Annotated in this window: 39 protein-coding genes; 17 read left to right on the top strand and 22 right to left on the bottom strand. The window is 27.4% G+C overall.

Annotated elements, in window-relative coordinates; all coding sequences use genetic code 11:
- Positions 1 to 82: 82 nt before the first annotated feature.
- On the bottom strand, positions 83 to 265 hold the full coding sequence (locus EV02_RS06725; RefSeq protein ID WP_025888496.1) for a Nif11 family protein: 183 nt from the start codon (positions 263 to 265) through the stop codon (positions 83 to 85).
- Between the two features lie 238 nt (positions 266 to 503).
- Between EV02_RS06725 and EV02_RS06730 the strand changes: the two genes are divergently transcribed.
- The 4 genes from EV02_RS06730 to EV02_RS06745 all read left to right on the top strand — a co-directional run bounded on the left by EV02_RS06730 (position 504) and on the right by EV02_RS06745 (position 1,742).
- Positions 504 to 683 (top strand): hypothetical protein, encoded by a 180-nt coding sequence (locus tag EV02_RS06730; protein ID WP_025888492.1) that lies wholly within the window; start codon positions 504 to 506, stop codon positions 681 to 683.
- A gap of 84 nt (positions 684 to 767) precedes the next feature.
- Complete coding sequence (locus EV02_RS06735; RefSeq protein ID WP_241433699.1) at positions 768 to 953, top strand: hypothetical protein; 186 nt, start codon at positions 768 to 770, stop codon at positions 951 to 953.
- The gene (locus tag EV02_RS06740) at positions 954 to 1,256 is read left to right on the top strand and encodes a hypothetical protein (RefSeq protein WP_032519028.1); all 303 of its coding nucleotides are present in this window, start codon (positions 954 to 956) and stop codon (positions 1,254 to 1,256) included.
- 306 nt (positions 1,257 to 1,562) lie between these two features.
- Complete coding sequence (locus EV02_RS06745; protein ID WP_011818547.1) at positions 1,563 to 1,742, top strand: hypothetical protein; 180 nt, start codon at positions 1,563 to 1,565, stop codon at positions 1,740 to 1,742.
- Between the two features lie 4 nt (positions 1,743 to 1,746).
- Here the strand turns inward: EV02_RS06745 and EV02_RS06750 are convergent, their stop codons facing one another.
- Together EV02_RS06750 and EV02_RS06755 are read right to left on the bottom strand one after the other, a co-directional pair.
- Positions 1,747 to 1,926: a hypothetical protein gene (locus tag EV02_RS06750; RefSeq protein ID WP_011863071.1), complete on the bottom strand. Its 180-nt coding sequence runs from the start codon at positions 1,924 to 1,926 to the stop codon at positions 1,747 to 1,749.
- 136 nt (positions 1,927 to 2,062) lie between these two features.
- Complete coding sequence (locus EV02_RS06755; RefSeq protein ID WP_011376579.1) at positions 2,063 to 2,347, bottom strand: DUF1330 domain-containing protein; 285 nt, start codon at positions 2,345 to 2,347, stop codon at positions 2,063 to 2,065.
- Positions 2,348 to 2,426: 79 nt separating this feature from the next.
- Here EV02_RS06755 and EV02_RS06760 point away from each other — a divergent pair, with 79 nt between their 5' ends.
- The gene (locus tag EV02_RS06760; protein ID WP_032519027.1) at positions 2,427 to 2,969 is read left to right on the top strand and encodes a PAP/fibrillin family protein; all 543 of its coding nucleotides are present in this window, start codon (positions 2,427 to 2,429) and stop codon (positions 2,967 to 2,969) included.
- Between the two features lie 9 nt (positions 2,970 to 2,978).
- Here EV02_RS06760 and EV02_RS06765 read toward each other — a convergent pair whose 3' ends face one another.
- Complete coding sequence (locus EV02_RS06765; RefSeq protein WP_032519024.1) at positions 2,979 to 3,272, bottom strand: hypothetical protein; 294 nt, start codon at positions 3,270 to 3,272, stop codon at positions 2,979 to 2,981.
- Between the two features lie 374 nt (positions 3,273 to 3,646).
- On the opposite strand from EV02_RS06765, the gene EV02_RS06770 reads away from it, so the two are divergent.
- Positions 3,647 to 4,051, top strand: coding sequence for an MAPEG family protein (locus EV02_RS06770; RefSeq protein ID WP_025952860.1), 405 nt, complete (start codon positions 3,647 to 3,649; stop codon positions 4,049 to 4,051).
- A 5-nt stretch (positions 4,052 to 4,056) separates the two neighbouring features.
- Here EV02_RS06770 and EV02_RS06775 read toward each other — a convergent pair whose 3' ends face one another.
- Genes EV02_RS06775 through EV02_RS06785 form a run of 4 tightly spaced genes read right to left on the bottom strand, consistent with a single transcriptional unit; the run spans position 4,057 to position 5,890 of the window.
- Positions 4,057 to 4,926, bottom strand: a complete 870-nt coding sequence (locus tag EV02_RS06775; protein ID WP_032519022.1) for a restriction endonuclease — start codon at positions 4,924 to 4,926, stop codon at positions 4,057 to 4,059.
- A gap of 20 nt (positions 4,927 to 4,946) precedes the next feature.
- Positions 4,947 to 5,198, bottom strand: a complete 252-nt coding sequence (locus tag EV02_RS06780) for a hypothetical protein (RefSeq protein ID WP_011818540.1) — start codon at positions 5,196 to 5,198, stop codon at positions 4,947 to 4,949.
- Between the two features lie 40 nt (positions 5,199 to 5,238).
- Positions 5,239 to 5,436, bottom strand: a complete 198-nt coding sequence (locus EV02_RS0108615) for a hypothetical protein (RefSeq protein ID WP_011818539.1) — start codon at positions 5,434 to 5,436, stop codon at positions 5,239 to 5,241.
- A gap of 34 nt (positions 5,437 to 5,470) precedes the next feature.
- A complete protein-coding gene (locus tag EV02_RS06785; protein WP_025891745.1) occupies positions 5,471 to 5,890 on the bottom strand; it encodes an acyl-CoA thioesterase in 420 nt (139 codons plus the stop codon).
- Positions 5,891 to 6,331: 441 nt separating this feature from the next.
- Here EV02_RS06785 and EV02_RS06795 point away from each other — a divergent pair, with 441 nt between their 5' ends.
- Entirely contained in the window at positions 6,332 to 6,568 is a 237-nt protein-coding gene (locus EV02_RS06795; protein ID WP_032519019.1) for a hypothetical protein, read from the top strand.
- 42 nt (positions 6,569 to 6,610) lie between these two features.
- Positions 6,611 to 6,775, top strand: coding sequence for a translation initiation factor IF-2 N-terminal domain-containing protein (locus EV02_RS09435; protein ID WP_179850545.1), 165 nt, complete (start codon positions 6,611 to 6,613; stop codon positions 6,773 to 6,775).
- Between the two features lie 19 nt (positions 6,776 to 6,794).
- On the opposite strand, the gene EV02_RS0108610 is transcribed toward EV02_RS09435, so the two are convergent.
- Complete coding sequence (locus tag EV02_RS0108610; protein ID WP_032519017.1) at positions 6,795 to 7,052, bottom strand: DUF2470 domain-containing protein; 258 nt, start codon at positions 7,050 to 7,052, stop codon at positions 6,795 to 6,797.
- Positions 7,053 to 7,069: 17 nt separating this feature from the next.
- Complete coding sequence (gene dusB / locus EV02_RS06800) at positions 7,070 to 8,077, bottom strand: tRNA dihydrouridine synthase DusB (protein WP_032519016.1); 1,008 nt, start codon at positions 8,075 to 8,077, stop codon at positions 7,070 to 7,072.
- 171 nt (positions 8,078 to 8,248) lie between these two features.
- Here dusB and EV02_RS06805 point away from each other — a divergent pair, with 171 nt between their 5' ends.
- Positions 8,249 to 8,641: a hypothetical protein gene (locus tag EV02_RS06805; protein ID WP_032519013.1), complete on the top strand. Its 393-nt coding sequence runs from the start codon at positions 8,249 to 8,251 to the stop codon at positions 8,639 to 8,641.
- 47 nt (positions 8,642 to 8,688) lie between these two features.
- Positions 8,689 to 9,156 (top strand): hypothetical protein, encoded by a 468-nt coding sequence (locus EV02_RS06810; RefSeq protein ID WP_032519011.1) that lies wholly within the window; start codon positions 8,689 to 8,691, stop codon positions 9,154 to 9,156.
- A 134-nt stretch (positions 9,157 to 9,290) separates the two neighbouring features.
- Here EV02_RS06810 and EV02_RS06815 read toward each other — a convergent pair whose 3' ends face one another.
- Positions 9,291 to 9,770: a glutathione peroxidase gene (locus EV02_RS06815; RefSeq protein WP_032519010.1), complete on the bottom strand. Its 480-nt coding sequence runs from the start codon at positions 9,768 to 9,770 to the stop codon at positions 9,291 to 9,293.
- Between the two features lie 145 nt (positions 9,771 to 9,915).
- Here EV02_RS06815 and EV02_RS06820 point away from each other — a divergent pair, with 145 nt between their 5' ends.
- The 3 genes from EV02_RS06820 to EV02_RS06830 all read left to right on the top strand — a co-directional run bounded on the left by EV02_RS06820 (position 9,916) and on the right by EV02_RS06830 (position 11,639).
- Positions 9,916 to 10,158: a hypothetical protein gene (locus EV02_RS06820; protein WP_032519009.1), complete on the top strand. Its 243-nt coding sequence runs from the start codon at positions 9,916 to 9,918 to the stop codon at positions 10,156 to 10,158.
- A gap of 11 nt (positions 10,159 to 10,169) precedes the next feature.
- The gene (gene purT, locus EV02_RS06825; RefSeq protein ID WP_032519008.1) at positions 10,170 to 11,345 is read left to right on the top strand and encodes a formate-dependent phosphoribosylglycinamide formyltransferase; all 1,176 of its coding nucleotides are present in this window, start codon (positions 10,170 to 10,172) and stop codon (positions 11,343 to 11,345) included.
- Between the two features lie 93 nt (positions 11,346 to 11,438).
- Positions 11,439 to 11,639, top strand: a complete 201-nt coding sequence (locus tag EV02_RS06830; RefSeq protein ID WP_032519007.1) for a hypothetical protein — start codon at positions 11,439 to 11,441, stop codon at positions 11,637 to 11,639.
- A gap of 14 nt (positions 11,640 to 11,653) precedes the next feature.
- Here the strand turns inward: EV02_RS06830 and EV02_RS06835 are convergent, their stop codons facing one another.
- The 7 genes from EV02_RS06835 to EV02_RS06865 all read right to left on the bottom strand — a co-directional run bounded on the left by EV02_RS06835 (position 11,654) and on the right by EV02_RS06865 (position 17,128).
- Positions 11,654 to 11,815: a hypothetical protein gene (locus tag EV02_RS06835; protein ID WP_025933616.1), complete on the bottom strand. Its 162-nt coding sequence runs from the start codon at positions 11,813 to 11,815 to the stop codon at positions 11,654 to 11,656.
- A gap of 418 nt (positions 11,816 to 12,233) precedes the next feature.
- Entirely contained in the window at positions 12,234 to 14,840 is a 2,607-nt protein-coding gene (pepN, locus tag EV02_RS06840; protein WP_032519005.1) for an aminopeptidase N, read from the bottom strand.
- 50 nt (positions 14,841 to 14,890) lie between these two features.
- Entirely contained in the window at positions 14,891 to 15,172 is a 282-nt protein-coding gene (locus EV02_RS06845) for a hypothetical protein (protein ID WP_241433697.1), read from the bottom strand.
- Positions 15,173 to 15,327: 155 nt separating this feature from the next.
- Positions 15,328 to 16,044 (bottom strand): MBL fold metallo-hydrolase, encoded by a 717-nt coding sequence (locus EV02_RS06850; protein ID WP_032519003.1) that lies wholly within the window; start codon positions 16,042 to 16,044, stop codon positions 15,328 to 15,330.
- A gap of 66 nt (positions 16,045 to 16,110) precedes the next feature.
- Positions 16,111 to 16,413, bottom strand: a complete 303-nt coding sequence (locus EV02_RS06855; RefSeq protein ID WP_032519002.1) for a hypothetical protein — start codon at positions 16,411 to 16,413, stop codon at positions 16,111 to 16,113.
- 41 nt (positions 16,414 to 16,454) lie between these two features.
- Positions 16,455 to 16,640 (bottom strand): hypothetical protein, encoded by a 186-nt coding sequence (locus tag EV02_RS06860; protein ID WP_025888435.1) that lies wholly within the window; start codon positions 16,638 to 16,640, stop codon positions 16,455 to 16,457.
- Between the two features lie 107 nt (positions 16,641 to 16,747).
- On the bottom strand, positions 16,748 to 17,128 hold the full coding sequence (locus EV02_RS06865; protein WP_032518999.1) for a DCC1-like thiol-disulfide oxidoreductase family protein: 381 nt from the start codon (positions 17,126 to 17,128) through the stop codon (positions 16,748 to 16,750).
- A gap of 200 nt (positions 17,129 to 17,328) precedes the next feature.
- On the opposite strand from EV02_RS06865, the gene EV02_RS0108600 reads away from it, so the two are divergent.
- Positions 17,329 to 17,466, top strand: a complete 138-nt coding sequence (locus tag EV02_RS0108600; RefSeq protein ID WP_002806597.1) for a hypothetical protein — start codon at positions 17,329 to 17,331, stop codon at positions 17,464 to 17,466.
- A gap of 105 nt (positions 17,467 to 17,571) precedes the next feature.
- Entirely contained in the window at positions 17,572 to 17,841 is a 270-nt protein-coding gene (locus EV02_RS0108595) for a hypothetical protein (protein WP_032518996.1), read from the top strand.
- Positions 17,842 to 18,263: 422 nt separating this feature from the next.
- Here EV02_RS0108595 and EV02_RS06870 read toward each other — a convergent pair whose 3' ends face one another.
- The 3 genes from EV02_RS06870 to EV02_RS06880 form a co-directional block, all read right to left on the bottom strand.
- Positions 18,264 to 18,581, bottom strand: a complete 318-nt coding sequence (locus EV02_RS06870) for a DUF3303 domain-containing protein (RefSeq protein WP_025923271.1) — start codon at positions 18,579 to 18,581, stop codon at positions 18,264 to 18,266.
- A 92-nt stretch (positions 18,582 to 18,673) separates the two neighbouring features.
- Positions 18,674 to 18,823, bottom strand: a complete 150-nt coding sequence (locus tag EV02_RS09430; protein ID WP_167315823.1) for a hypothetical protein — start codon at positions 18,821 to 18,823, stop codon at positions 18,674 to 18,676.
- Between the two features lie 440 nt (positions 18,824 to 19,263).
- Positions 19,264 to 19,734: a GNAT family N-acetyltransferase gene (locus tag EV02_RS06880; RefSeq protein ID WP_032518989.1), complete on the bottom strand. Its 471-nt coding sequence runs from the start codon at positions 19,732 to 19,734 to the stop codon at positions 19,264 to 19,266.
- 20 nt (positions 19,735 to 19,754) lie between these two features.
- Between EV02_RS06880 and EV02_RS06885 the strand changes: the two genes are divergently transcribed.
- Positions 19,755 to 20,435, top strand: coding sequence for a peptidase E (locus tag EV02_RS06885; protein WP_032518987.1), 681 nt, complete (start codon positions 19,755 to 19,757; stop codon positions 20,433 to 20,435).
- A gap of 23 nt (positions 20,436 to 20,458) precedes the next feature.
- On the opposite strand, the gene EV02_RS06890 is transcribed toward EV02_RS06885, so the two are convergent.
- Positions 20,459 to 20,863: a hypothetical protein gene (locus tag EV02_RS06890; RefSeq protein WP_032518985.1), complete on the bottom strand. Its 405-nt coding sequence runs from the start codon at positions 20,861 to 20,863 to the stop codon at positions 20,459 to 20,461.
- Positions 20,864 to 21,297: 434 nt separating this feature from the next.
- Here EV02_RS06890 and EV02_RS06900 point away from each other — a divergent pair, with 434 nt between their 5' ends.
- On the top strand, positions 21,298 to 22,101 hold the full coding sequence (locus EV02_RS06900) for a hypothetical protein (RefSeq protein WP_032518983.1): 804 nt from the start codon (positions 21,298 to 21,300) through the stop codon (positions 22,099 to 22,101).
- Positions 22,102 to 22,106: the final 5 nt, after the last annotated feature.

Here is a 22,106-nt window from a genome sequence, read left to right as displayed (position 1 = left end):
TCCAATACAAGAAATACTAATTAATATTAGGAATTTAATTTGATGTTGATGGCAATTTTAATAATGCTGGTAATAAAATCAATTAATATTCTCCCCACCTTTTACCAATATCAAAACCCCATTCAGTGGTTAATTTAATTACTTCATCATGATTCTTGCATTTTGAAAGGGATAACTTTTTACTAGGATTATTTTTTATTAGCTCAGCAATTTGATTAAGTTGCTCTATTTTTTTTAGAAAATTACTTAGATCTTTATCTGACATTTATCTAGGAAGTAAATTTTTGATCATAAGTAAATATGTAATAAAGAACCCAGGCAACACCAATAATAAGAATTGCAATCATCATATTTACTGACCAAACTACTTCTATCATGTAATTTTTTTTATATATTTTTAATATATCCAAAATTTAAATTAATTTAACCGTTAATAATTTAAATTTAGAACAATACACTACGACTACTAGATATATAGAATAGTCATAAACAGTTTAAAAATTATGGGAGAAGCTAAGAGAAGGGAAGAGTTAGGCTTACCACCTAGAGAAAAGAAAAAGGAAAAACAAACATCGAAAAATCAACTAAACAAAATTTTAAATAAATATCCTTATTTACCTTTCATTTTAGGTTTTTCATTATTAGCAATATTAATTATCGATTTAGTTAATTACTACAAATAGATATATAAAAGGGGATACTTTTAGCAGAAAAGAAGATTATCTTCGCAGTTGCAAAATTATTTTTCCATAATAAAAATAAAATTCATGAAACCGATTAACATCTCATTCGCCTTAATTTTAGGGGTACTAACTTTGTTTTCGATATCTAATGCAAATGCAGGTGGCTGCAGTTCTCATACTGAGAAGAAGGCAGAAATTGAATGCTTGTCTGATGATAAAAAATGTATAGAAGCGAAAGAAAAAGAATCACTATACAAAGTTGAGGCCTAAATGTTTGATAATCTTGGAACTGCTTTAGTACAGGCATTAGGTTTCTTTGCTGTTTTTGCTTTTTTTGTGTATCAAACTTTATTTGCAGATAGCAAACCCAAAAATTCAAAATCTAATCCTAAAAAAACAAAGATTTCCGACAAAAAAGAATCAATTAAAAAAGAACCTAAAAAAGGCTTATTTAGCAGAAAATCTAAACCTGTTGAAGAGAATTTAACAGTCCAAAAAAAGGGATTATTTGGGAGAAAAAAAGAAGTTATTAAAGAAGAGATTAAACCAAAGAATAAAGGTTGGTTTAAATAGGTAAAGGTACTTAAAGTCTTTTTTGATATCTTTTATACAAAAATTTTTTTTAGTAACTTTATAATTTATTTATAATAATACTCAAAATGAATCATAGAGAAATCACAAAAAAATATAGCGAGTTACTTAATAAGGCTGAGTTTGCTAATGGCCGTAAGGAAGTTGTAAGTCTTTTAAAAAAAGCTGCCAAATTGAAATCTCAGATAGAAATCAATTATTAGATCTTAAAATTATTTTAATTCTAAATGTAAAAAATTTTTTTAAATAAGTTTTTACATGAGATAATCTGCTTAGATTATTTTTCTTATGAATAAAAAAGGTTATACAACCGAAAGCGGTGGTAGACAAAATGGTTTTGCAATTGAACCGGAAATTAACCCCATATCAGAAGGCGAATCAAAGAAATCCATATTTTTATTTATTGGAATATTATTACCTTTTCTAATAGGTGGTTTTTATTATTTAAGGACTCTGAATATATTCTGATATTTTATAAGCCATTTTTAGCAATATATTCTTCTGAGCTAACTATATCTTGCATTAAGCTCTCTGATGAAGGATTAAATCCATTTTGCTCTAAAAAAGATTTAACCTTTTCAAATTTTTGCTGAATTTTTTTTGTATATGGAGTTGTCATCAAATAATCGTCCTTTTCTGTTGAATAGTTCATTTGATTAACGGATTACTTTTACATTTAAATTTTGCAAAATATGCTATTGCTAGTGAAGTTATAAATATTACATAAATAATTTAATAGGAATAAATACTTATAAATTGTTTGTGTGAGATCGCTATTGGTTGATTTTTTAAAGAGTACTTATAGTAACTAATTCCATTAAGTCTCTGGACTGCAGATATTTTTGAAATACTTCAGAATAAAATGCTTTTTTAGCAGCAAATTTTGATTCGAATTCAATTACTAATCCAAGCTGCCCTCCATCCCATTCATTTGAGGTTGATTCTTGTATTAAATCTCTTTTTACTATTACTCCTCCCACAGATTTAATCCAAGGCAATACTGTCCTTATATATTCCAGAAATAAATCAGCATTTGGAATTGAAATTTTCTTTAGCCAATAGCTCTTTGTCATCAAATCAACATATTCTGGGTAGAATATAGCACATGGAGGTAAGTATTTATCCTTAGCTATATACTCTAGTGTTTATTAAATGGAAACCGAAAATGATTTATTAAATTTACTTCTTAAATCTCCAAATTCAGAGAGTATACGTACTATTGCCGAACAACTTGAAATTGATCATAATTTTTCCTTTACCAAAGATAGAAATGATTTGCAGGGTGTTTGGGAGCTTAGGTGGAGTAGTTCTAATAGCCCTTTTTTAAAATATTCTCCTTTTATTGATAACCTTCAAATTCTTGATCCCTTAAATTTAAATGGTCTTAATTTACTTAAACCTAGAGGAATAAAATCAATTATTGGTACTGGCATTTTAATAAGACTTAATTACATAAATGAAAAAAAAATTGGGGTCAAATTTACACATGCTGGTGTTATTGGTCCTAAATTTGGAAGAAAAAATATAAAGGCTATGAAAGAAATAAATAATGAACAATTAGGGTGGTTAGAAATAACTTATTTAAGTAATAAGCTTAGAATCTGTAGAGGTGATAAAGGAACTTTATTTGTTTTAAGAAAAATAAATTCACCTACTTTATTCAAGAATTTCAAGGAATTTATTAAAATCTATTAAAAAAATAAATTAATTCTTTATCCAAATAGACTTTAATACGAAATAAATTGGTAAATATTTAAATGATTCTTTAGGTATTTCATAACTTAAGAATTTTAGTGCTTCTTCTAACCAGTAACCAATATCAAATCCTAAAAGAATTTTTTCGACAACAAACCAAAATTCTTTATCAAATATAATTCTGAAGTTTAAGTAAATATATTCCCAATGAAAGGTATTCCAATATTGGTTTAAAAATGAGGATAAAATAAGCCAAAGTGATATAAATAGAAAACTTTTAAGAAATTTATAAAATTTTTTCATATACCAGCAACTGTCTTATTTGATTTCAAATATCCCTCATTATTATTTGGATCAAACTTTATTTCCATGAAATATATTCAAAAAGATATAAAAATATTGAGAAAATAGAAAATTTTCTTGGCATTAATAATCTATTCTTCTTTTTTTAGATTCTGTGCCTTTAAATTTTTATTCTTAAGAAAAAATCCTAAAAACAGAAAAGCAGAATATATTAGTAAACTTATGCCAAAAATTAAAAAAATCTTTGAAATATCCATAAATGATTTTTTTTATAAATTACAACATTTTTTGCAAAGTTTTATCTATGGTAATGATTTTTCATTTATCACGATAACGAGCTTCAATTATTAAGCTAATAATATTATTTAAATCATATGCAAGTAGCTTTTGCCTGGAGCCTTTGTCTATCAGTTGGTGTTGTTTTATTATCGATTATTCCATTAACTATAGGGCGAGTTAAAGCGGGATATTCTGTTGAAAATATGTCTGCTCCAAGGGCTTTATTCGATGAATTACCTTCTTTTGGAAAGAGAGCAGTTTGGTGTCATCAAAATTGTTGGGAAAGTATTTCCCTACATGCACCCGCATGTCTTCTTTGTTTGATTACTTTAACTGACTCTAATATTGCAATAATTGCAGCATTGATTCATCCTATTTTTCGTTTTTTATATATTGGTGCCTATGTATTTAATATCCCCACAGCTAGAGGTTTAATGTGGGCCTCAGGAATTTTTTCAACTCTTTTGCTTTACAAAGAGGGCTTAACTCAATTGATATAAAGTATTTAAACAATAAATTTTTCTAAATCTTTTATTTGATATTCATTAATTAGTTCCACTTTATTTGATTTTGCTAGTTGATGCGCAGACTTTGTAAAGCCAGATCTTGAGATTATTATTGCATGTGTACCTTTCCAAAATAATTTACCAGCTGAAATTTCCTGAACTGCTTTATTGCCAATGGCTTTTTCATGATCTTTGCATTGTATACATATTCTCAAATCATTTACGGACGCAATTAAGTCAACCCCTTGATCTCCTGTATTAGGGGTTTCTTTTACTTCCCAGCCATTTTGTTTGAGAATTTCCATACAATGATTTTCAAATCTAATACCTTTTTTGTAGTTTCCCTTGCTTTTACTTGAGTAGTTTTTTTCTATTAGGTTTAAGCATGATTTCTCAATTTGACTAGCTATGAAAACAAACCAATCTTCAGTCTCGAGCTTTCTAATAGATCCAACTATCTCATCATCAATAGTAGGATTTTCAATACAATATGATCTCCACTTTTCGAAAAATAATTCCATACTACCAAATTTTTTTAGAATTACTCTTTCCCAGAAGTATGGTATACCCTCTTTAAATCTCTTAGACCCATTAAATATATTTTTCTCAATGGCTTTTTCATCAAGAGGTGGATTACCAATCCATTTTTTATAATCCTCGTTACCGTAAGCATCTATTTCCCTTAATCTGATCCTCTCCTCTAACAAATTGTATTTGTTCTCGTCTATTAAATTATTAATTGTTTGAATAAAAAAATTGGAATTTAAGGCATTATTTATTTTTAATTTTTTCTTTTTAATTTGATAATCTCTTACAATTCTAAAAATTAAAAAAATGATAAAAATAATTAAAATAAAAAAAATTTTCATTAAAGATTTTTATTTTCTATTTAAAAAGTTTTTGTTTTTCTAATAACAAAATTATTTTTTGTTATTACTGAAGATTCATTTACTTCAAACCCATTAATTGCTGATATTTCTCCTTTTATGCCTTCTAATGTTAATTGCTCGATAATGCCTTTTATTACTTCATCCTCGACCAATTTTCTATCAATTCTTTCAGGTGTAATATCTGTAAGCCATTTTGAGGTCTTTTTTTTAACAACCTCCGTAGGGTTAGTTATTTTTAAGTAGATAGCCATTTTTTAAGTCTTTCAATTGAATTATAAGCATTAAATCTTCTTAACTTTTATTATTGTCATTACTTTCCCACTCAAGAAATTGAAAAACAAAAATTGCAAAGATAGAGAAAAATACTATAAACAACCCTAACCATCCTATAAATTTGTGCTCTGTAAAAAGATTTGTGAGCATTGATTTTTCTTGATATCTTGATTCCATTTCATATTGATAAGAATCAATAACTTGAAATATATTCATAATCATTAAATCGTTGAATTGGCGGATAATAATTTCAACCATTTAATTTACTAAAGGCTTCTGATAGGAAATCTGGTCTTTTTCTTATTATAGAAAAATTCAGTTTATTTATTAAGACTAAATTGACTTCAGCAATCGTTAAGATTTCATTTTTCTTGTTATGAAATTTTGAAATTACATTAATCCTAGGACTTTTATCAATATTGAATTCGCTCTCGATTGTTATTTTTTCACCAAGAAATAAAGGAGATTTATATTTTATAGAAGTATTGATTAAAGGTAAATCTAATCCATTTTTAGTTAGTTCGAAATAACTTATACCTACTTCTGAAAGCGCATTTATTCGGCTTTCTTCAAGCCAATTAAAATATTTACCGTGCCACATTACCCCTGCATGATCTGCATGTTGAGGTAAAACAATTTTTTCTATTTTCCAAACTGGTTTTGAGTTCATCTTTTATTTAGAAAATTTTATTTCAATGAAAAAACATATTTTGATATTTTAGATTAATTTTATTTATTAACATAAGAATCATCAAAACTATATTTATAAAGTTATGTTTAATCGTAAAAATAAAACTAGAAAAATGAAAAAGATTTTTCAATGGGAAGAATATTTAAATTGGAAAAATATGTCAAAGGAACAGAAATTAAATTTCAAGAGGGCGTGCTTATTCCCCTTTCTCGTCTATATGGTTTATGTTTTTCTTAATCAGTACTCCTTGGCAATTCTTTTGTTAATAGGTCTTTATTTTTTAATTAGATTTAAAAATAGAAATAAGTTGGGAAGATGAATATTTTTTGATTTTGATTTATATAGATTTGTTTTAAAATAAACTAGTTTTTCTAAATAACACTATTTGCATATAAAAATAGTATTAGATAAATTTTTTTTATGAAAAAAATTGTTTTGTTTTTATGTGTATTAGTTTTTTCAATATTTTCTAATACGAATAATTTATTAGCAAATGAAATTGAAAATAACATTAAAGATAATATTTCTAATGAAATTGAAGAAATTAAGCCTGATAATAAAAAAAATAAGATTTCTAATTCTTCGGTAGAAGATTTATTTGGTGATGAACAAACTTTTCCATTCGTTGCAGGTTTAGGGAAAAATGCAGCCCATTGATTTTAAGGTTCTTGATAATGTAAAAAAGATTTTTTAATACTAATGAAAGGTCTTAGGGTCCTAGAACTTTCTGAAGCACTTACTGTGGATAGCGCTGATTTATTAGCTGTTTGTGCAATTTTAAAAATAAAAGCCACATCTAGATTAAGCATGCTTTCATTTGAAGAATGTAAAAAGATAACTGATTACTATGAAAATAAAAATTAGAATTTTTTTATAAATTATTTTATTCTTTAATGTCTTTAATCATTGATACTAAAGTTGAATGAATTTCTTCTTCAGATATTTCATTTTTAAAATTGATAATTGCTGATTGGCCATCGTAATTGATTTTTATATAACTATTATTAATTTCTTCCATATAGGCATTCTCAAATGTTGATATCTTCCCATAATGGGTAAGATATTTGTGCACTGAATCTATGTGATCATTGTTCATGTGATCACAAACTCTTTTACTTGTTTCTTTACTAATAATTTTCATTTAAAAAATAATTTTTTTTAAGCTAATCTATTTTTTTCATTATTCAAAGTTTTAATCATTTTAATTATTAAATTTTTAACTTCATTTTTATCAACAGCTCTAACCAAGTTATTTCTCAACTTTGATGCTCCTTTAAAGTCTTTGCATGTCCATGAGATATGTTTTCTTGCAATTAGCAATCCGTGATTTCCTTTTTCTTTTATTAATTCATCAAGATGCTCAATAATTAAATATAGTTTTTCTTCTGTGTTTGGTTCTTTAAAATTTTTATTTTCTTTAAGAGCATAATCTATTTCTCCAATTTTCCATGGGGATCCCAAAATTCCGCGTCCAATCATTACACCATCAGCATTTGTTTTTTTTAAACAATTAAGAGCATCATCTGGATTTTTGATATCTCCATTAGCAATTACTGGAATTTCCAATAACTTTTTAAGTCTCCCGATCATTTCCCAATCTGATTCCCCTGAAAAACCCTGTTTTCTAGTTCTTCCATGAAGTGTGATCATCGTTGCTCCTGCATCTTGAAGATTAAATAAGAAATCCTCTATATTTTCTTCTTTACTATCCCATCCGAGTCGTGTTTTTACTGTTACTGGAACCCTAACAGCTTTTACAACATTTTTGACCAATTCTATAGCAAGTTTTCGGTCTTTAATTAAAGCACTGCCTCCACCTTTCTTTGCAATTTTTTTTACTGGACATCCCATATTTATATCAATTAAGAATGCTCCAGAATCCTCAGCTTGTTTCGCAGCTTCAGAAACAGCATATGGCCTATTATCAAATATTTGTACTCCAATTGGACCTTCTTCTAAATCTATTTGATTGATTTTTTGTGTGCCATATCCTTTTTTAAGACTTGTGGCATTTATCATTTCTGTAAAAAGTAAAGAGTTTGGAGCCCATTTACGTACAAGCCGTCTAAAAATATTATCTGTAACTCCTGCTAATGGCGATAGCATGACCTTACTCGTAATTATCCTGTTAACTCCCCTTCCTTTTAGCCTTATATTTGAAGACATATAATTTTAAATTTATATAATATTTCTTTATTATAAATTTAGATAAGGGTCTGATTTTATGTTTTTTATTTATTTCTTAATTTATAATAAGTGCTTTTACTTAAATAGGCCTAATTGATTACTTTTTTTGCTAGTTTATATTGAGTTGAAATTTAAAAAGGAAATTTTTTCTTGTTTATATTAGTATCTATTTTTCTACCAATAATTATTTTTATTTCACCAATAAATGTAAATGCTATACAAGGTAATTTAGATTTATCAAGTGCTCAAACTTCTGTAGGCAAAAGATTTGCTAAAGTTTTTTGTGATGCTAAGAGGGAAGGTTTAGATTCTGATTTTGCTAGTGAATATGCTCTGAATAATACATATTTGAAATTTGTAGCATTTCCAGATGATGACGAATATTTGGCTGATTTATGGAATTTTACCCATAATAATATATTAGATAATTGTGGTGAATTTGTAGATATAAATGATCTAAAAGACCTAGAGATTTTTTTTAAAGAAGAAGGTTTAATTGCATCAAATAGGGAACTCTATTTACCAACTTTTGAGAATAATTAGATTAAATTTTTAGCATGTACTAAAATATAAATAGAATATGAAATTTAATGAAACTATTAGGTTTAAATTCACCTGAAATATTCATAATATTAGTAATTTTGCTTTCAATTTTAGGTCCAAAAAGAATTGAAAAAGGTTTCTTATTATTTAAAAAACTATTAAAGTTCCTCTTAAGTAAAGATGAAGATCAAAGCTTAGTAAATTCAGAAGTAAAATCAAAGGAACCAGAAGAAAGTGAAGTTAAAGAAGAAACAATAGAGGCAGAAGTAAAATCAAAGGAACCAGAAGAAAGTGAAGTTAAAGAAGAAACAATAGAGGCAGAAGTAAAATCAAAGGAACCAGAAGAAAGTGAAGTTAAAGAAGAAACAATAGAGGCAGAAGTAAAATCAGAGGAACCAGAAGAAAGTGAAGTTAAAGGAGAGACAATAGAGCCAAAGGTAAAATCAATTAAACCTAAAAAAAGAACTGTTAAAGATGAAATAATAGACGTAGAAGTTGATTCTGATAATAAATAAGATTTAAAATAAATATAAGAATACTAGAAAAGTTAAATCCTTAAAAAAAAAACTTTAAAAAAAATTGCTTATTTTTTAATTAAATATAAAGAGTCTTTAATTTTAGTATTTTAATTTGAATTATAAAAAGGTTTTTATGAATCTAAAGCTACTTCTATAGCTGCTATTAAGTTTTCGTCAAACGGTTTAACACCTGGCTTGAATCTTGCAATTACTTTACTGTCTTTCCCAATCAGAAACTTTTCGAAATTCCATTCAACATCTCCTTCAGGTTCAACTTTGTTAAGGGTTGTGTATGGTTCTGTGGTGTTGCCTTTGGCATGAACTTTTTCATAGATTTCAAACTTAACTCCATATTTTGTTGTGCAAAAATCTTTTATTTCTGAAAGAGAGTCGGGTTCTTGTTTCCCAAAATCATTACAAGGGAATGCAAGTATTCTTAGGCCTTTGCTTGAATATAAATCATGTAGCTTTTGAAGATCCTCATACTGAGCAGTATTTCCGCAATAACTAGCTACATTAACAATTAAAATTACTTCCCCTGAATATTCACCTAGTTTTATGGCTGATCCGTCTGCGGAGAGAACAGTAGTATTTTGTACGTCAACTTGCATGTCTAAAAAAAATCACCCTTTGAAGATAGCATTGTATAGACTTTATTGTGTTTAATTTATATTGTAGTTTTGGTTATTTCTTTCGTAAGTTTTAATTTTTAATCTATTTAACCATTTATAATTGTTATTATAAATCAGTTTAAATTTGGACCCTTTAGACCCACTTACTGAAATTATTAATTCCGGTCAAGGTTTTTCGCCTGCAATTGCTTTAGAAAGAATTATTTGGGCAATGATTGGAATCTTTTTTTTAGGAGCAATTTCAAAATCAATAACCAATAGCATTCGAAGTCAAAATTGGTATGGTAGAAATTTTTTATTTAGTTTTTCTAAAGATAAAAAAATTACAGATGATACATCTTCACAACCTTCTGGTGATGAGGAATAAGTTTTATATATATGAAAGAATCAATTTTTTCTAAAAAGAGAATTTTATTACTTGGTAGTGGCGAGCTTGGAAAAGAATTAGTAATAGAATCCAAAAGATTAGGATTAGAAGTTATTGCAATTGATCGATATGAAAAAGCTCCTGCAATGCAAGTTGCTGATTATTCAAGAGTAATTGATATGGGAGATAAAAATATTTTAAAAAGTGTTATAAAAGAATTTAAGCCTGATTATGTTGTCCCAGAAATAGAGGCACTTTCAATTGAGGCCCTAAAAGAACTCGAGGATGAAGGATTCAATATTGTTCCCAACGCCAGAACTGTAGAAATTACAATGAATAGAGATAAAATTAGAGACTTAGCTTCTAACGATTTAAAAATTAAAACTGCAAAGTTTGATTATATTCTTGAATTTGATGATTTAGAAAAAAAAGCAGATGAAATTGGATTCCCACTTTTACTTAAACCTTTAATGAGCTCTTCAGGAAAAGGGCAGAGTTTGGTTGAAACAAAAAATGATTTACAAAATGCTTGGAATCAGGCACAAGCAAATTCAAGAGGAAAGGTCAAAGGTGTAATTATTGAAGAATTTATTAATTTTGATTTTGAGTTTACTCTTTTAACTGTAAGAAAAGAAAATGGTGAAAATATTTTTTGTTTACCAATTGGACATCTGCAATCTAATGGAGACTATCAATGTAGTTGGCAACCTTTAGAGATCAAGGAATCCTTAATTATTGAAGCTAAGAGAATGACAAGTAGAATATTAAATAACCTTAATGGAGCTGGATTATACGGAGTAGAATTTTTTATAAGAGGAAGTGAGGTTATATTTTCAGAATTATCTCCAAGACCACACGACACTGGTATGGTTACATTAGTTAGTCAAAATATTAATGAATTTGAATTACATTTAAGGGCTTTTTTAAATTTACCAATACCGCGCATAGATCTAATAGAGCCCTCTGCAACCAGAGTTATACTCTCTAACCAAGAGTATCCTAATCCTATTTATGAGGGTCTTAATGAAGCATTAAAATTTGAAAAGACCAAAGTGCTCATATTTGGCAAACCAGTTTCCAGAAAAGGCAGAAGAATGGGTGTTGTTCTCTCATCAAATTCTGACATTAATTTGGCTAGAAAAAATGCAGATGAAGCTGCTTTTAAAATAAAAGTCAGTAGTATATAAATATTAAATAAAAATAACGAAAAAAATACTTATTTCCTTTGTTTTTATTAAGTGTCTCTCTGAGTATTATTTGGGTATGTGCTCTCTTTCTCAATGATAGAAAATTATAAAGGTTGGGATATAACTTTAAATTGGGATAATAAAGATTATCTCGAGAGGGATACTACTAAAAGTAATTTTTTTAATCAAAAGGAAAAATGGATTGGTGTTCACTTTAATGGTGAAAAAATCTATGGTTCTTCTCTAAAAGAAATTAGGCATATTATTGATTATCCTAGCTTGCATGCAAAGTAGGTTGATAGATTTTTTTAATTATCCTGATTATTTTCATTATCTTCAATTAGTTCATTAGCAAGTTTTCTTAAATCTCCCTTAATCGAGACCCATGTAAAGGCGATTATAAAAATTGAAGCAGATATTGCAACAGTGATTTTTTCGACAGGGGACATTCCAAGTGCAATTGCAAACATTTCAAACCAAATACTAATTTTTCATTATATTTAATTTTATTAAATAGTTAGAATCAAATTTTTTTTTGCAATGATATTTAATTATTCAATATATAAAAATAAAATTTAAATTTAAATTTAAATTTAAATTACTTATTTTATTTATTGTTTCTTATTTCAATTTTATTCAGTAAGATTAAATTATGGAAAAAAAAAAGTGCCCCCAATGTAAAAATTTAATTTTAAAAACTGCCCCAACATGTTTATATTGTGGCAGACCTAATAAATTTATAACTAAGGAATATGTAAATAAAAAGTGGAATAACGATAATAATATTAATGTATTTGATTATATTTTTGTTAATAAGTATCTTATATTTATTTTATTATTAATATTTACAATTGTTATTATTATATTTAGTTAAATATCATCAAAAAATCAATCTATTATTGCATCTAATACTTCTTTAGTGTTTTTTGATAGTTTATTTTTTTTAATCTGCTTTATTGTTTCTATCATATTACTTTTGTAAGGTTCTGAATAATAATTATATCTACTAAATACTTTTACAAAACGGGAAATTACTATTGGATTTAATTTATCAAATTCAATTATCTTTTTTGCAATATATTTATAACCAGAACCATTAATTGCATGAAAAGTACTATTTTTTGTTACGAATGTATTTAATATAGCTCTTAAAGTGTTGGGTGATTTTGAATCAAAAAACTTGTTTTCAAACAATTTTTCAATGCTGCTTGTTTTTTCATCAATTTCTATAGATGCATTAAATGAGAACCAACTATCCAAAACGACACTATTATTTTTCCATTTATTGAAGAATATATTTGAAATAATTTTTCTTTCAGGACAATTAATTCTACTGATAGAATTCATTGCAGCTTTTGCTAACGTCATCGAATTACTATCGACATAATTAATTATTTTGCCTTTAATTTCCCTATCATCACTGCTTAAGAGTAGTTTCCAAATAGTTTCGATTATTTTTCTTTCATTTTTACCTTCTGGCCAAACTTTATCTAGATTATTCTCTATTTCTTGGAGCTTAAAACGTAATTCTTCTTTTAATTTGGTACCAAATAAATGATTTAATTCGTCAATAGTTTTATATATCTTTAAAGGGTCTATATTTTCTATCTCCGATTCAATTTCAGCAAATGTCGGTATACTTAGTAATTCTGATAAAAGGGATAAATTAATATCTTTATTTTTTATAAATGATATTAAGGTGCTTATTAATTTATTTTCAATTTTATGATCTGGTTTTTCATCTAATCTGCATAAAATAATTTTTTTATAAAATACTTTTACAGTATTAGATAGTGTAAAAAAATCTTTTTCATATTTTAAAATTAAAAATTTTTCATCCAAGGTAGTATCTGATTCCCACTCAACAGGTGAAGAGAATTCGCGAAAATAAGTTACTAAAGGCATTTGAATGTCAGATCTTACATTCCTAAAAATGAATTCTTGTTTTTTTGTTTTTAAAACAACTGTTTTTTCTATCGTTATATTATCACCGCAAAATATAGCCAGATTTATAGGAATTATTAGTGGTAAATCATTATATGGGTTGTTCTTTATTGGATTACATTGTGAGGCTTCAATTGTAAGTTTTTTGCCTGTTTGATCCCAGATTCTCTTGAATTTTATTTTTGGGGTCCCATTTTGTTTGTACCAGATTTTAAACTTTTCAGGATCGATTTCCTTATTATGCTCTAATATTTTATCGACAAATTGGTCTATTGTTGCTGCCTTTCCATCATATGTTGAGATGTAATTACTAAATCCTCTATAGAAATTTTCATCTTTTACAAGCTTATTAAGCATTCTAATTATTTCTGCTCCTTTCTCGTAAATCGTGGTCGTATAGAAATTGTCTATTTCTTGGTATCTCTCTGGCATTACAGGATGTGATGTTGGACCAGAATCCTCTCTAAATTGATTTTTCCTAAGAAATTTCGCATCATCAAGTCTCTTGATTTCATGATTATGAAGGTCTGCTGTGAACTGTTGATCTCTGAATACTGTTAAGCCTTCTTTTAGAGATAGTTGAAACCAATCTCTACAAGTCACTCTATTCCCCGTCCAATTATGGAAGTATTCATGGGCGATCACGCCCTCTATTCTTTCTAATTCTTCATCAGTTGTTGTTTCAGAATTAGCGAGTATTAGTTTTGAGTTGAAAATATTGAGACTTTTATTTTCCATTGCTCCCATATTAAAGTGTCTGACTGCAACAATATTGAATAATGACAAATCGTATTCAAGGTTATATTTATCCTCGTCCCACTTCATAGATTTCTTTAAGGAACTTATTGCATGTTGAACATATTTTTCATCGCCATACTCAACATAAATATTTATTTCTACTTTTTTATTCGATTTTGTTATGAAATTGTTTTTTACACAATTAAGGTTCCCCGCTACCAATGCAAATAGATATGAGGGCTTCGGATATGGGTCTTCCCAAATTATTTCATGTCGATTATTTGCAAGATTATTTTCTTTTACGACGTTACCATTTGAAAGTAAGACAGGGTAATCATTCTTGTCTGCCTCAATTCTCACGGTGTATTTGCTTAGAATATCAGGCCTATCAGAGTGAAAACTTATTCTTCTAAATCCCTCAGCCTCACATTGCGTAGTTATAATTCCATTGCTCTCATACATTCCTAAAAGGGATGTATTTTCCTTCGGTTTAATTATTCCCTCTATTTTTAATAAAAAATTATCTTTGTTTATATTTTCAATTTTTAAGTTATTTTTTTGCTGTTTGTAGTATTCCTTTCCCAGTAGTGAGTCATCTATAAATATTTTTTTTATTAATATATCCGTACCATCTAGAATTAGATTTCTGGTATTCTTATTTTTTTTTACCAATTTTAGTTTGGTCGTAACATTCACAACATTTTTCTTAATTACGAAGTCCAAAAAGATTTCTGGAATTTCATAATCAAAAACTTTGTAATCTTCAAGTTTCACATATCTTGAAATATTATTTTGGGTTTTTGGATTATTCATCTTTACAAAGAAGTTCAGAAGTTAAAAAATCTAGAATACTTATTTTAAAACTATAAGTTTGGCTTATTATCATCTGTTTCACAAAAATGTGTTTTAATTTCCCCAGAAGGTAGTAGTTCGTATAGAGAAGGATTATTAATATCAGGCGATCCGTCCTTATTAAATTGGTACCTCCAGTCCCATTTTTTATCTGTAAAGGAAATATAATCTTTTCTTAGAGAATATGGAAGCATAAGCGTTTTTTTATTCCAATTAATATTTATAAATGCTCCTGGCTTTAATTCAGATATCTCTTCTACTATGGAAAAGTCACCATTAATATTATTTCTCATCACAAGGTTAAGCTTTGAATTTTCACATACATAGCTACTATTTAAAGCTAATAAAAGTATTGAGGTAATAAAAAATGAATGAATTTTTTGAGCTCCTTTTAAAGTAGATTTACTTTCAAGCTAAATGACTTAATTAAAGATCTTTTTGGATCGATTTAAATCATAATAGATTGCATACTTTTTAGATCTACAAGCTTACAATCTAATTCCTCTTCATAATCCTGAACTGAAATAAAATTATTTAAAAAACCTGAATATTTTGCATCTCCGCCTATGGTGCTTGAAAGTATATATTTTGGATTGAATTTGTTAATCAATTTAGGGATTATATCAGCACCTTTTACAAAAGAACCAACTATGGGTAATTCTAAATTTTTTGTAGGAGTAATTACTGCATCAAGACTTTGATTGTTTAAATTTTCATCAAGATATCCATGGGGTTCTATATAAAACCCATTATCTTGATCGTCTTTAACAATATATCCGTTTTCTATTTGTGGCACTGGAGCCCCAGCAGTTGCTTCAAAACTTAAATTAAGAAGGTTTGTCTTTTCAGTTGGCTTAAGCACTTTAATTGAATTAAAACTAATTTTTTTTAATGTTTCAACAGCACTTTTAGGGCAAATTATAGGAATATCCTTCCTGAACATTTCTAATGTTGGAACATGACAGTGGTCAGGTAATCCTTGGGTTAATAAAATAATATCTATATTTTTATCTATTGAAATTTCTTCTTCTAATGATCCTTTAAAAAACCACTCACCAGGAGGAAATATTAAATCTCCTTTTAGCCAAGGATCAATAATTAAATTGGTTTTTTTAAATTTTATAAACCAACCATTTGAACCAAGGTAGGTCGCTTCAAAAGCCATTATCAATTAATTATTTTATTAGACTATAAGGCACTTTTGGCTTTATCGAGAAATTACTAATTTAGATTAGTTTGCTTCATTTAAGATTTGAAATGACTTTCTTTTAAGATTAAATATTAAAACTTGATTATCTTTATAACTAATCTCCAAGTTTTCTTTTTCTAGCATTTGTATCGGTATTAGAGCTAATCCTCCTGTTCCTGAAAATATGATTGGCATGGTGCTATTTTTATTCCCATTCATTTTTTGTAAGTCAATAGCTTGAGAAACTATTGATCTGGCTTTATCAAATCCGTAGTCTTCTATTAATTCAGGCCATAAAAAGCTAACTGATTCATATTTCGAAAACTCAATTTGTACTGTTTTCATTAAAAAATAATGGATATATGGTGATTAATTACAATATTTTTTTAATTATTATTTTTAAACCTATCCATGACTAGTTGCAGCATATCAACTACATCACCATCAGTTAAATTTAAATCCTTCTTTAAATCATTGCAAGTTAAATTCATTTCAAGTGCCGCTTCAGCCATATGATTAACTTTTTGGTTATCACCACCCAATGAAATAAAGGGATTGAAGTTTTCTATCATTTAATACTTGTTGTTACCACCTAGTTCTAGCCAAGAAATAATTAATTATCATTTATTGATACAGAAGCTTATAAATATGTTATTTAATATTTAGAAAGTTTTTATTTTTAAACTAGGGATATTGATATACCTTTTGATATCAATGCCAATCTTCTTGCTCTTACTAGTAAAGGAAATATCAAATTTGTTCGTTTATTAGATTTAAACACTCTAGAAAGTAACAAAAGTAAACTACTTGAAGGATTATTTATCTGTTTGCAAATAGTATTAATTGCATCTGCCCCATGAAAGATATCTTCATCTTTCAGGAGAATAGCTCCTTTATCTAGGTCATAACCTTTATCTAGGAGGGATTTAATCAGGGTTAGATTTTTACGACCATCAAGAACTTTAATATTATTTAATTTGCTTCTGATCTCAAGGAGCTCAGCAAAATGATTGCAGAATGGGCATTCTCCATCATAAATAAAGGTATAGTTGGAAGTCATTAGAAAAAAACAGTTTTGATGGTTTTAAAGTGCACCAACAAAATAGTAATGCCTCGATAATAAAACAAATAATAAAAATTTTGTGGATTTTTATAAAGGGATAGTTAAACGATTCTAATAATTACGAAGAAATGTCTCAATATAGGTATATTTTTCATAAAAATCTGTATGCTAACTCGGAGATATTATGTTTTAAAATCATGAATTTATTAGCTTCTTTTGCTTTAGGTGGTTTCAATCCATGGGCAGCAGGCTTTGGAATTGGTTCTTTAGTCCTTTTTGGTCTTGTTGGTCTTGTTGCGGGTCCAAACCTAAAGAATTTTGACCCTGATGCATAAATCATCATATTTTATATAGATTTTAAAAGACTCATTTGAGTCTTTTTTTATGCGGTTTTTTAAATTTATTTTTAGAATCAATTTAAATCATATTCCGCCAAAGAAATGTTGTTAAATCCTTTTTATCCATTTACTTTTTTGAAAATCTCTTCTCTTAAAGCTACTATTGTTTTTTTATCAATACTTTTAATTAAATCAAATTTGCTTAGATTAAAAGGGGGACTAATAGGTGGTCTTTTTGCCTTGATACTCATATCGGGTATTTTTGCCTCTAGTACCGTAGCTTTAGGATCATTAATTTATGCATATCGATTAAAAAAGAAATCTAATTCTGTTGATAATCAAATGCAGGATTTAGAAACTGTTAATGTTTAAGATATTTTTTGAACCAAATTCAGTTGGATAACCTAAAATGGCGTTCCAGGTACAAAATGCAAGACTAAAAATCCAAAACCAGCAGCAAAAATTATTGATACTGCGATGATTAGAAGGCCCGATGCCATCCCCCCTTCGTTAAACGCCATTTAGTTAATTATTTATAAATCAATAATAGAACATAATTGTTCCCAGGTAATAGTTCTAATTACTCATATATCATCCAAATTTATTATTAATGGTAAATAAAAGTAAAAAGATGGAAGTTAATGAGATAATAAAACCAAATATTATTAATGGTTTAGATTTGACATTTTCTTCTTTCTTAAGCTTATTTTTTGAAGAAGGAAAATTTTTATCTTTTTTTTTATAAATAAGATTGGAAAAAGGTTTAATCACGATAAATTTTAGATTTAAGCTAATTACCCTAATGTTTTGAACAAATCTTTATGGTAATCAACAACATTTTGACAACTTATTACAGGTGTAAATTCCATATGAATGCCAAATTTGGCTCTCCATGGAGCAAAATGCTCGAAAATTTCTTTATCACTCTCTGCCTTACATAAACAAACTACTCTACCCTCCCCTGGAGCATGAACTCTAAATAGCATCTCAAATTTGTCCGTTTTATCTGATTTTGCAATTTCACCATTTTCCCATGCTTCTACAAATAATTGATAAGCTTTCACTTGATTCTCAATATCTGGGAATTGGCAGTCAGCAAGAAATAATTGCATTGGAGTATTCTCAAAGTTTTATTCATTATCCCTCAAATACTTATTTATTAATGGGACTGTTTGAATTTGAAGATCAGAAAAAAAATATTTTCCTAAATAAAGTGAGAAGAGAGAGTCTCAAGGAATTTTCCAATATCTTTTTTATATAAACTATCTGTGATTTTTAAAGAAAATAATTCATAATCATTTATATCTTTTTTTTTATCAAAATTAATATTTCCCTTTAATGAAATGTTCTTCATGATTTATATGATCACTATTTAAAATTTAAACAAATATGAGTAAAAGACAAATTTCTTTACATTATGTTTTTTATGAGAGAAAATTCTAAGGCTAATAATTAATAATTAATTTATTTAAGAATTAATTAATTTTACTACGATATATAAGAAAGAATTAGTTAAAGAAAAAATTACTGTTAATAGAGATGCAATAACGGGTAATAAATTGAACCACAATTGCGAAGTTGTCATTTTTGAATCAATAGGCAGAAAATTGGTTCTTTTTTTAATTCTTATTTGTAACCAAAAAATAGATAATGGATAAATTATTCTTGAGAAAGTAATTATCAATGAAGGCAAAATACTTTGGTTTGAATAAAGTATAAATCCTGAAAAAAAGTATAACGCCCAAATTAGAACCCTTTGAATCAGAATTAATCCCTTTCTTTTGCCAGACATTATTAATTAATTTTTATAGTTTTAGTCATTTTATATCTTTCAAAAAAAATGTTATTTATAATGACTTTTTCTTTACGTATAATTTCCCATTCATTTTTAAGAAATAATTCATAACTTATTAAGCTCGCTTCAGTATAAAGAGAATCTAAACCTTCTTTCTTTGCTTCATCTTCTAATTTATGAAGTAATTTAGAGCCGTATCCTTTTCTTTGAAATATACCTTTACAGTAAAATAGAGCAATTCTATCGTTGGGATATCTTGTGGCAAAAGCAATAATAATTCCTTTTTTAGTTATAAGCCATCCTTTCCCTTTAACTATTGACTTATTAAAATTTGGGTTATTCCAAGCTTGGCTTGACCAAGCTCTTTTTTGTTCTTGACTATAAATTTTTTCATCTAAAGATTGAATTGAATCAAAATAAACCTTCTTTAATTCCAGTTGATCTTTAATAGTGATTTGTCTTAAATTCATATACAAATCTTTTATTTAATATGCCTAGTAAAAATATAGTCGCAATTGGGGGAGGAGGATTTGGACGTTCATTAGGCTCACTTGAAATTGAAAAATATATTGTTTCTCTAAGTAATAAAAAAAGACCTAAAATTTGCTTTATTCCAACAGCATCTGGCGATAGTAGTTTGTACAAACTAAATTTTTATAGAGCATTTTCTAAACTTGATTGTATAACAAGCCATATTGATTTCTTCTCTAGAACAGAAAACTTAGAAGAGAAAGTTTTAACTCAAGACATCATTTATGTTGGCGGAGGAAATACAAAAAGTATGTTAGCTGTTTGGAAAGAATGGAATTTACATATAATTTTGCGAAATGCTTACGAAAAAGGAATTGTAATGAGTGGTGTAAGTGCTGGGGCTATTTGTTGGTTTGATAAAGGTATAACTGATTCATATGCTAATGAATTAGCCATAATTGATTGCTTAGGCATAGTTGAAGGTATTGCATGCCCGCATTTCGATGAAGAGAAAGAGAGGGAGCCTTACGTTAATGATGTTATTCAGAGAGAAATTATTGAATCTTGTATATGTATTGAGGGCAATTGTGCCTTGCATATTAAAAATGATATTGACTATTCCACAATTGATTTTGGTAATGGTAGAAACTGCTTTAGAGTTGCAAGGGAAAATAATCTTGTAAAGAAAGAAATTCTTTGAAAAGAAAATATTTTTAATATCTTTTAGATCTCATCATTCTTCGAGATAGAAGTAAATTCAATCCCTTTGTATTTTACGAAAGATGCAGTCCATACTTCTTTTGAGAGATTGCCAAGGTATTTTAGAAACTGTTGTGTATCTCCATCTCTTATCCATTCAGATTTAATGAATGGAAGCTCTTTCTGCATTCTTTTAGGATGCATATGAACAAGGAGCAAACCTTTTTCTTCAGAAGCCCTTTTTAAAGCACCTTCATCACTTCTTTGAAACACTCTCATTAGAAGATTTAAAATTACCTCTTCTCCAAGTTTCTTGAAATTTTCTGATTCCTCTAAATTATCTTTAACTTCTTTACCTCCAAGAGGCATTGCTCTAACTAAGTTTTGCTCTATTAAAGCTATTGCAATTAGATAATCTTGGCTAGCCATATTCTAAAATAATACTTTTTTTGTTATTCTAACCTCTCGAGTTCATGAAAATCTTTCATGGATTAAATATCCGCGATAAGAAGAAAGGAAATAATTTGTTAATTATTTTCTAATACAATTTAACTATTGTTTTTTATTTTAATTAGTAAAATTAAAATTTTATTTCTCATGAGGTTATTTTTATTTTTATTTTTCGGTATTTTTGTAGGTCTTTATTTATCATGGCCCGGTTTAGTAATACCAGAAAATTGGAAATGTTTTAATCAAATTATTGCAAAATCTGCACAAGATAAAATTTCTTTAAAAGCTGCATTAGAGATTTCCCCCAGTTACCTTCTAAAGGCTAAGAATAAAAAGACGTCTTCTAAAATCAGAATCGTAGCAGATGCGTGTTTTCGTTAATATGTTGAGTGACTAAATATGACTACTAAATAATGAACAATAAAATAAGATTTGAATTATCATTTAAAAATATTTCTCAGTTAGACGATAAACTTAATTTCTGCAAATTAAATAATATCAAAAATATTAATATTCCATGTAAAGGACTTATAAAGAAGGATTTATTTAACTCAACTATTAAATATATATCAAAAAACTATAATGAATTTAATGTAACCTATCACTATAGTCTTTATCATCAATATTCAAAAAATAAAGAAAAATCGTATCAGGAATTTTTAGATTTTGTTAAAAGTTCTAAGACTAATAAAATTTATGAAATTCTGCTTGTGTCGGGATCAAATAAGAAAAAAAACTTTGACTCAGTTGATGTGTTAGCTTATTTAAAAAGAAAAAAATATTTAAAAGTTAAATTAGGTATAGCTTACAATCCATATTTGGAAAAATATTATAATATTTCTTCAGAAAGAGAAAGGTTCGAAAAAAAAATTTCGACTGGGTTAATAAATTCAATTTGGTTTCAATATGGTACAGATATTAAAGTTCTTCAGAATGAGATGACTTATCTTAAAAACGTAGCAAAAGAAGAAAAATTAAATTTATTTGGAAGTTTATTTATTCCTTCTAAACAATTTATAGCACGGTTTAAATTTCGTCCTTGGAAAGAGGTATATATATCTGAAAAGTGTTTATCTGACTTGGAGAATTTTTTTGATTTCACAAACGATTTAGTTAGTTTTTATAAAAAAAATAATATTACACCTGTAATTGAATCTGATTTTTCATCATTAGAAAAACTTCATTCTGTTTATAGTTTTCTTGAAAATGAAAGATAATTTCT

Source organism: Prochlorococcus marinus str. SB (assembly GCF_000760115.1).
Taxonomy (GTDB): Bacteria; Cyanobacteriota; Cyanobacteriia; order PCC-6307; family Cyanobiaceae; genus Prochlorococcus_A; species Prochlorococcus_A marinus_D.
This window is presented reverse-complemented; position numbering and strand designations above follow the sequence as displayed.

Excerpts from the sequence above, each read along its gene's own strand:
- EV02_RS06810 (WP_032519011.1), top strand. The coding sequence starts at position 8,689 with ATGAAACTATTAGGTTTAAATTCACCTGAAATATTCATAATATTAGTA.
- EV02_RS06850 (WP_032519003.1), bottom strand. The coding sequence starts at position 16,044 with ATGGCTTTTGAAGCGACCTACCTTGGTTCAAATGGTTGGTTTATAAAA.
- EV02_RS06860 (WP_025888435.1), bottom strand. The coding sequence starts at position 16,640 with ATGATAGAAAACTTCAATCCCTTTATTTCATTGGGTGGTGATAACCAA.
- EV02_RS0108600 (WP_002806597.1), top strand. The coding sequence starts at position 17,329 with ATGAATTTATTAGCTTCTTTTGCTTTAGGTGGTTTCAATCCATGGGCA.
- EV02_RS06775 (WP_032519022.1), bottom strand. The coding sequence starts at position 4,926 with ATGAAAATTTTTTTTATTTTAATTATTTTTATCATTTTTTTAATTTTT.
- EV02_RS06765 (WP_032519024.1), bottom strand. The coding sequence starts at position 3,272 with ATGAAAAAATTTTATAAATTTCTTAAAAGTTTTCTATTTATATCACTT.
- EV02_RS06890 (WP_032518985.1), bottom strand. The coding sequence starts at position 20,863 with ATGGCTAGCCAAGATTATCTAATTGCAATAGCTTTAATAGAGCAAAAC.
- EV02_RS06755 (WP_011376579.1), bottom strand. The coding sequence starts at position 2,347 with ATGACAAAGAGCTATTGGCTAAAGAAAATTTCAATTCCAAATGCTGAT.
- EV02_RS06900 (WP_032518983.1), top strand. The coding sequence starts at position 21,298 with ATGAACAATAAAATAAGATTTGAATTATCATTTAAAAATATTTCTCAG.
- EV02_RS06735 (WP_241433699.1), top strand. The coding sequence starts at position 768 with ATGAAACCGATTAACATCTCATTCGCCTTAATTTTAGGGGTACTAACT.
- EV02_RS0108615 (WP_011818539.1), bottom strand. The coding sequence starts at position 5,436 with ATGAATATATTTCAAGTTATTGATTCTTATCAATATGAAATGGAATCA.
- EV02_RS06845 (WP_241433697.1), bottom strand. The coding sequence starts at position 15,172 with ATGAGAAATAATATTAATGGTGACTTTTCCATAGTAGAAGAGATATCT.
- EV02_RS06725 (WP_025888496.1), bottom strand. The coding sequence starts at position 265 with ATGTCAGATAAAGATCTAAGTAATTTTCTAAAAAAAATAGAGCAACTT.
- EV02_RS09435 (WP_179850545.1), top strand. The coding sequence starts at position 6,611 with ATGAAAGGTCTTAGGGTCCTAGAACTTTCTGAAGCACTTACTGTGGAT.
- EV02_RS06855 (WP_032519002.1), bottom strand. The coding sequence starts at position 16,413 with ATGAAAACAGTACAAATTGAGTTTTCGAAATATGAATCAGTTAGCTTT.
- pepN (WP_032519005.1), bottom strand. The coding sequence starts at position 14,840 with ATGAATAATCCAAAAACCCAAAATAATATTTCAAGATATGTGAAACTT.
- EV02_RS06880 (WP_032518989.1), bottom strand. The coding sequence starts at position 19,734 with ATGAATTTAAGACAAATCACTATTAAAGATCAACTGGAATTAAAGAAG.
- EV02_RS06865 (WP_032518999.1), bottom strand. The coding sequence starts at position 17,128 with ATGACTTCCAACTATACCTTTATTTATGATGGAGAATGCCCATTCTGC.
- EV02_RS06760 (WP_032519027.1), top strand. The coding sequence starts at position 2,427 with ATGGAAACCGAAAATGATTTATTAAATTTACTTCTTAAATCTCCAAAT.
- EV02_RS06795 (WP_032519019.1), top strand. The coding sequence starts at position 6,332 with ATGAAAAAAATTGTTTTGTTTTTATGTGTATTAGTTTTTTCAATATTT.
- EV02_RS06885 (WP_032518987.1), top strand. The coding sequence starts at position 19,755 with ATGCCTAGTAAAAATATAGTCGCAATTGGGGGAGGAGGATTTGGACGT.
- EV02_RS06745 (WP_011818547.1), top strand. The coding sequence starts at position 1,563 with ATGAATAAAAAAGGTTATACAACCGAAAGCGGTGGTAGACAAAATGGT.
- EV02_RS06740 (WP_032519028.1), top strand. The coding sequence starts at position 954 with ATGTTTGATAATCTTGGAACTGCTTTAGTACAGGCATTAGGTTTCTTT.
- EV02_RS06730 (WP_025888492.1), top strand. The coding sequence starts at position 504 with ATGGGAGAAGCTAAGAGAAGGGAAGAGTTAGGCTTACCACCTAGAGAA.
- EV02_RS0108595 (WP_032518996.1), top strand. The coding sequence starts at position 17,572 with ATGTTGTTAAATCCTTTTTATCCATTTACTTTTTTGAAAATCTCTTCT.
- purT (WP_032519008.1), top strand. The coding sequence starts at position 10,170 with ATGAAAGAATCAATTTTTTCTAAAAAGAGAATTTTATTACTTGGTAGT.
- EV02_RS06780 (WP_011818540.1), bottom strand. The coding sequence starts at position 5,198 with ATGGCTATCTACTTAAAAATAACTAACCCTACGGAGGTTGTTAAAAAA.
- EV02_RS06770 (WP_025952860.1), top strand. The coding sequence starts at position 3,647 with ATGCAAGTAGCTTTTGCCTGGAGCCTTTGTCTATCAGTTGGTGTTGTT.
- EV02_RS06830 (WP_032519007.1), top strand. The coding sequence starts at position 11,439 with ATGATAGAAAATTATAAAGGTTGGGATATAACTTTAAATTGGGATAAT.
- EV02_RS06835 (WP_025933616.1), bottom strand. The coding sequence starts at position 11,815 with ATGTTTGCAATTGCACTTGGAATGTCCCCTGTCGAAAAAATCACTGTT.
- EV02_RS0108610 (WP_032519017.1), bottom strand. The coding sequence starts at position 7,052 with ATGAAAATTATTAGTAAAGAAACAAGTAAAAGAGTTTGTGATCACATG.
- EV02_RS06870 (WP_025923271.1), bottom strand. The coding sequence starts at position 18,581 with ATGCAATTATTTCTTGCTGACTGCCAATTCCCAGATATTGAGAATCAA.
- dusB (WP_032519016.1), bottom strand. The coding sequence starts at position 8,077 with ATGTCTTCAAATATAAGGCTAAAAGGAAGGGGAGTTAACAGGATAATT.
- EV02_RS09430 (WP_167315823.1), bottom strand. The coding sequence starts at position 18,823 with ATGAAGAACATTTCATTAAAGGGAAATATTAATTTTGATAAAAAAAAA.
- EV02_RS06785 (WP_025891745.1), bottom strand. The coding sequence starts at position 5,890 with ATGAACTCAAAACCAGTTTGGAAAATAGAAAAAATTGTTTTACCTCAA.
- EV02_RS06750 (WP_011863071.1), bottom strand. The coding sequence starts at position 1,926 with ATGAACTATTCAACAGAAAAGGACGATTATTTGATGACAACTCCATAT.
- EV02_RS06815 (WP_032519010.1), bottom strand. The coding sequence starts at position 9,770 with ATGCAAGTTGACGTACAAAATACTACTGTTCTCTCCGCAGACGGATCA.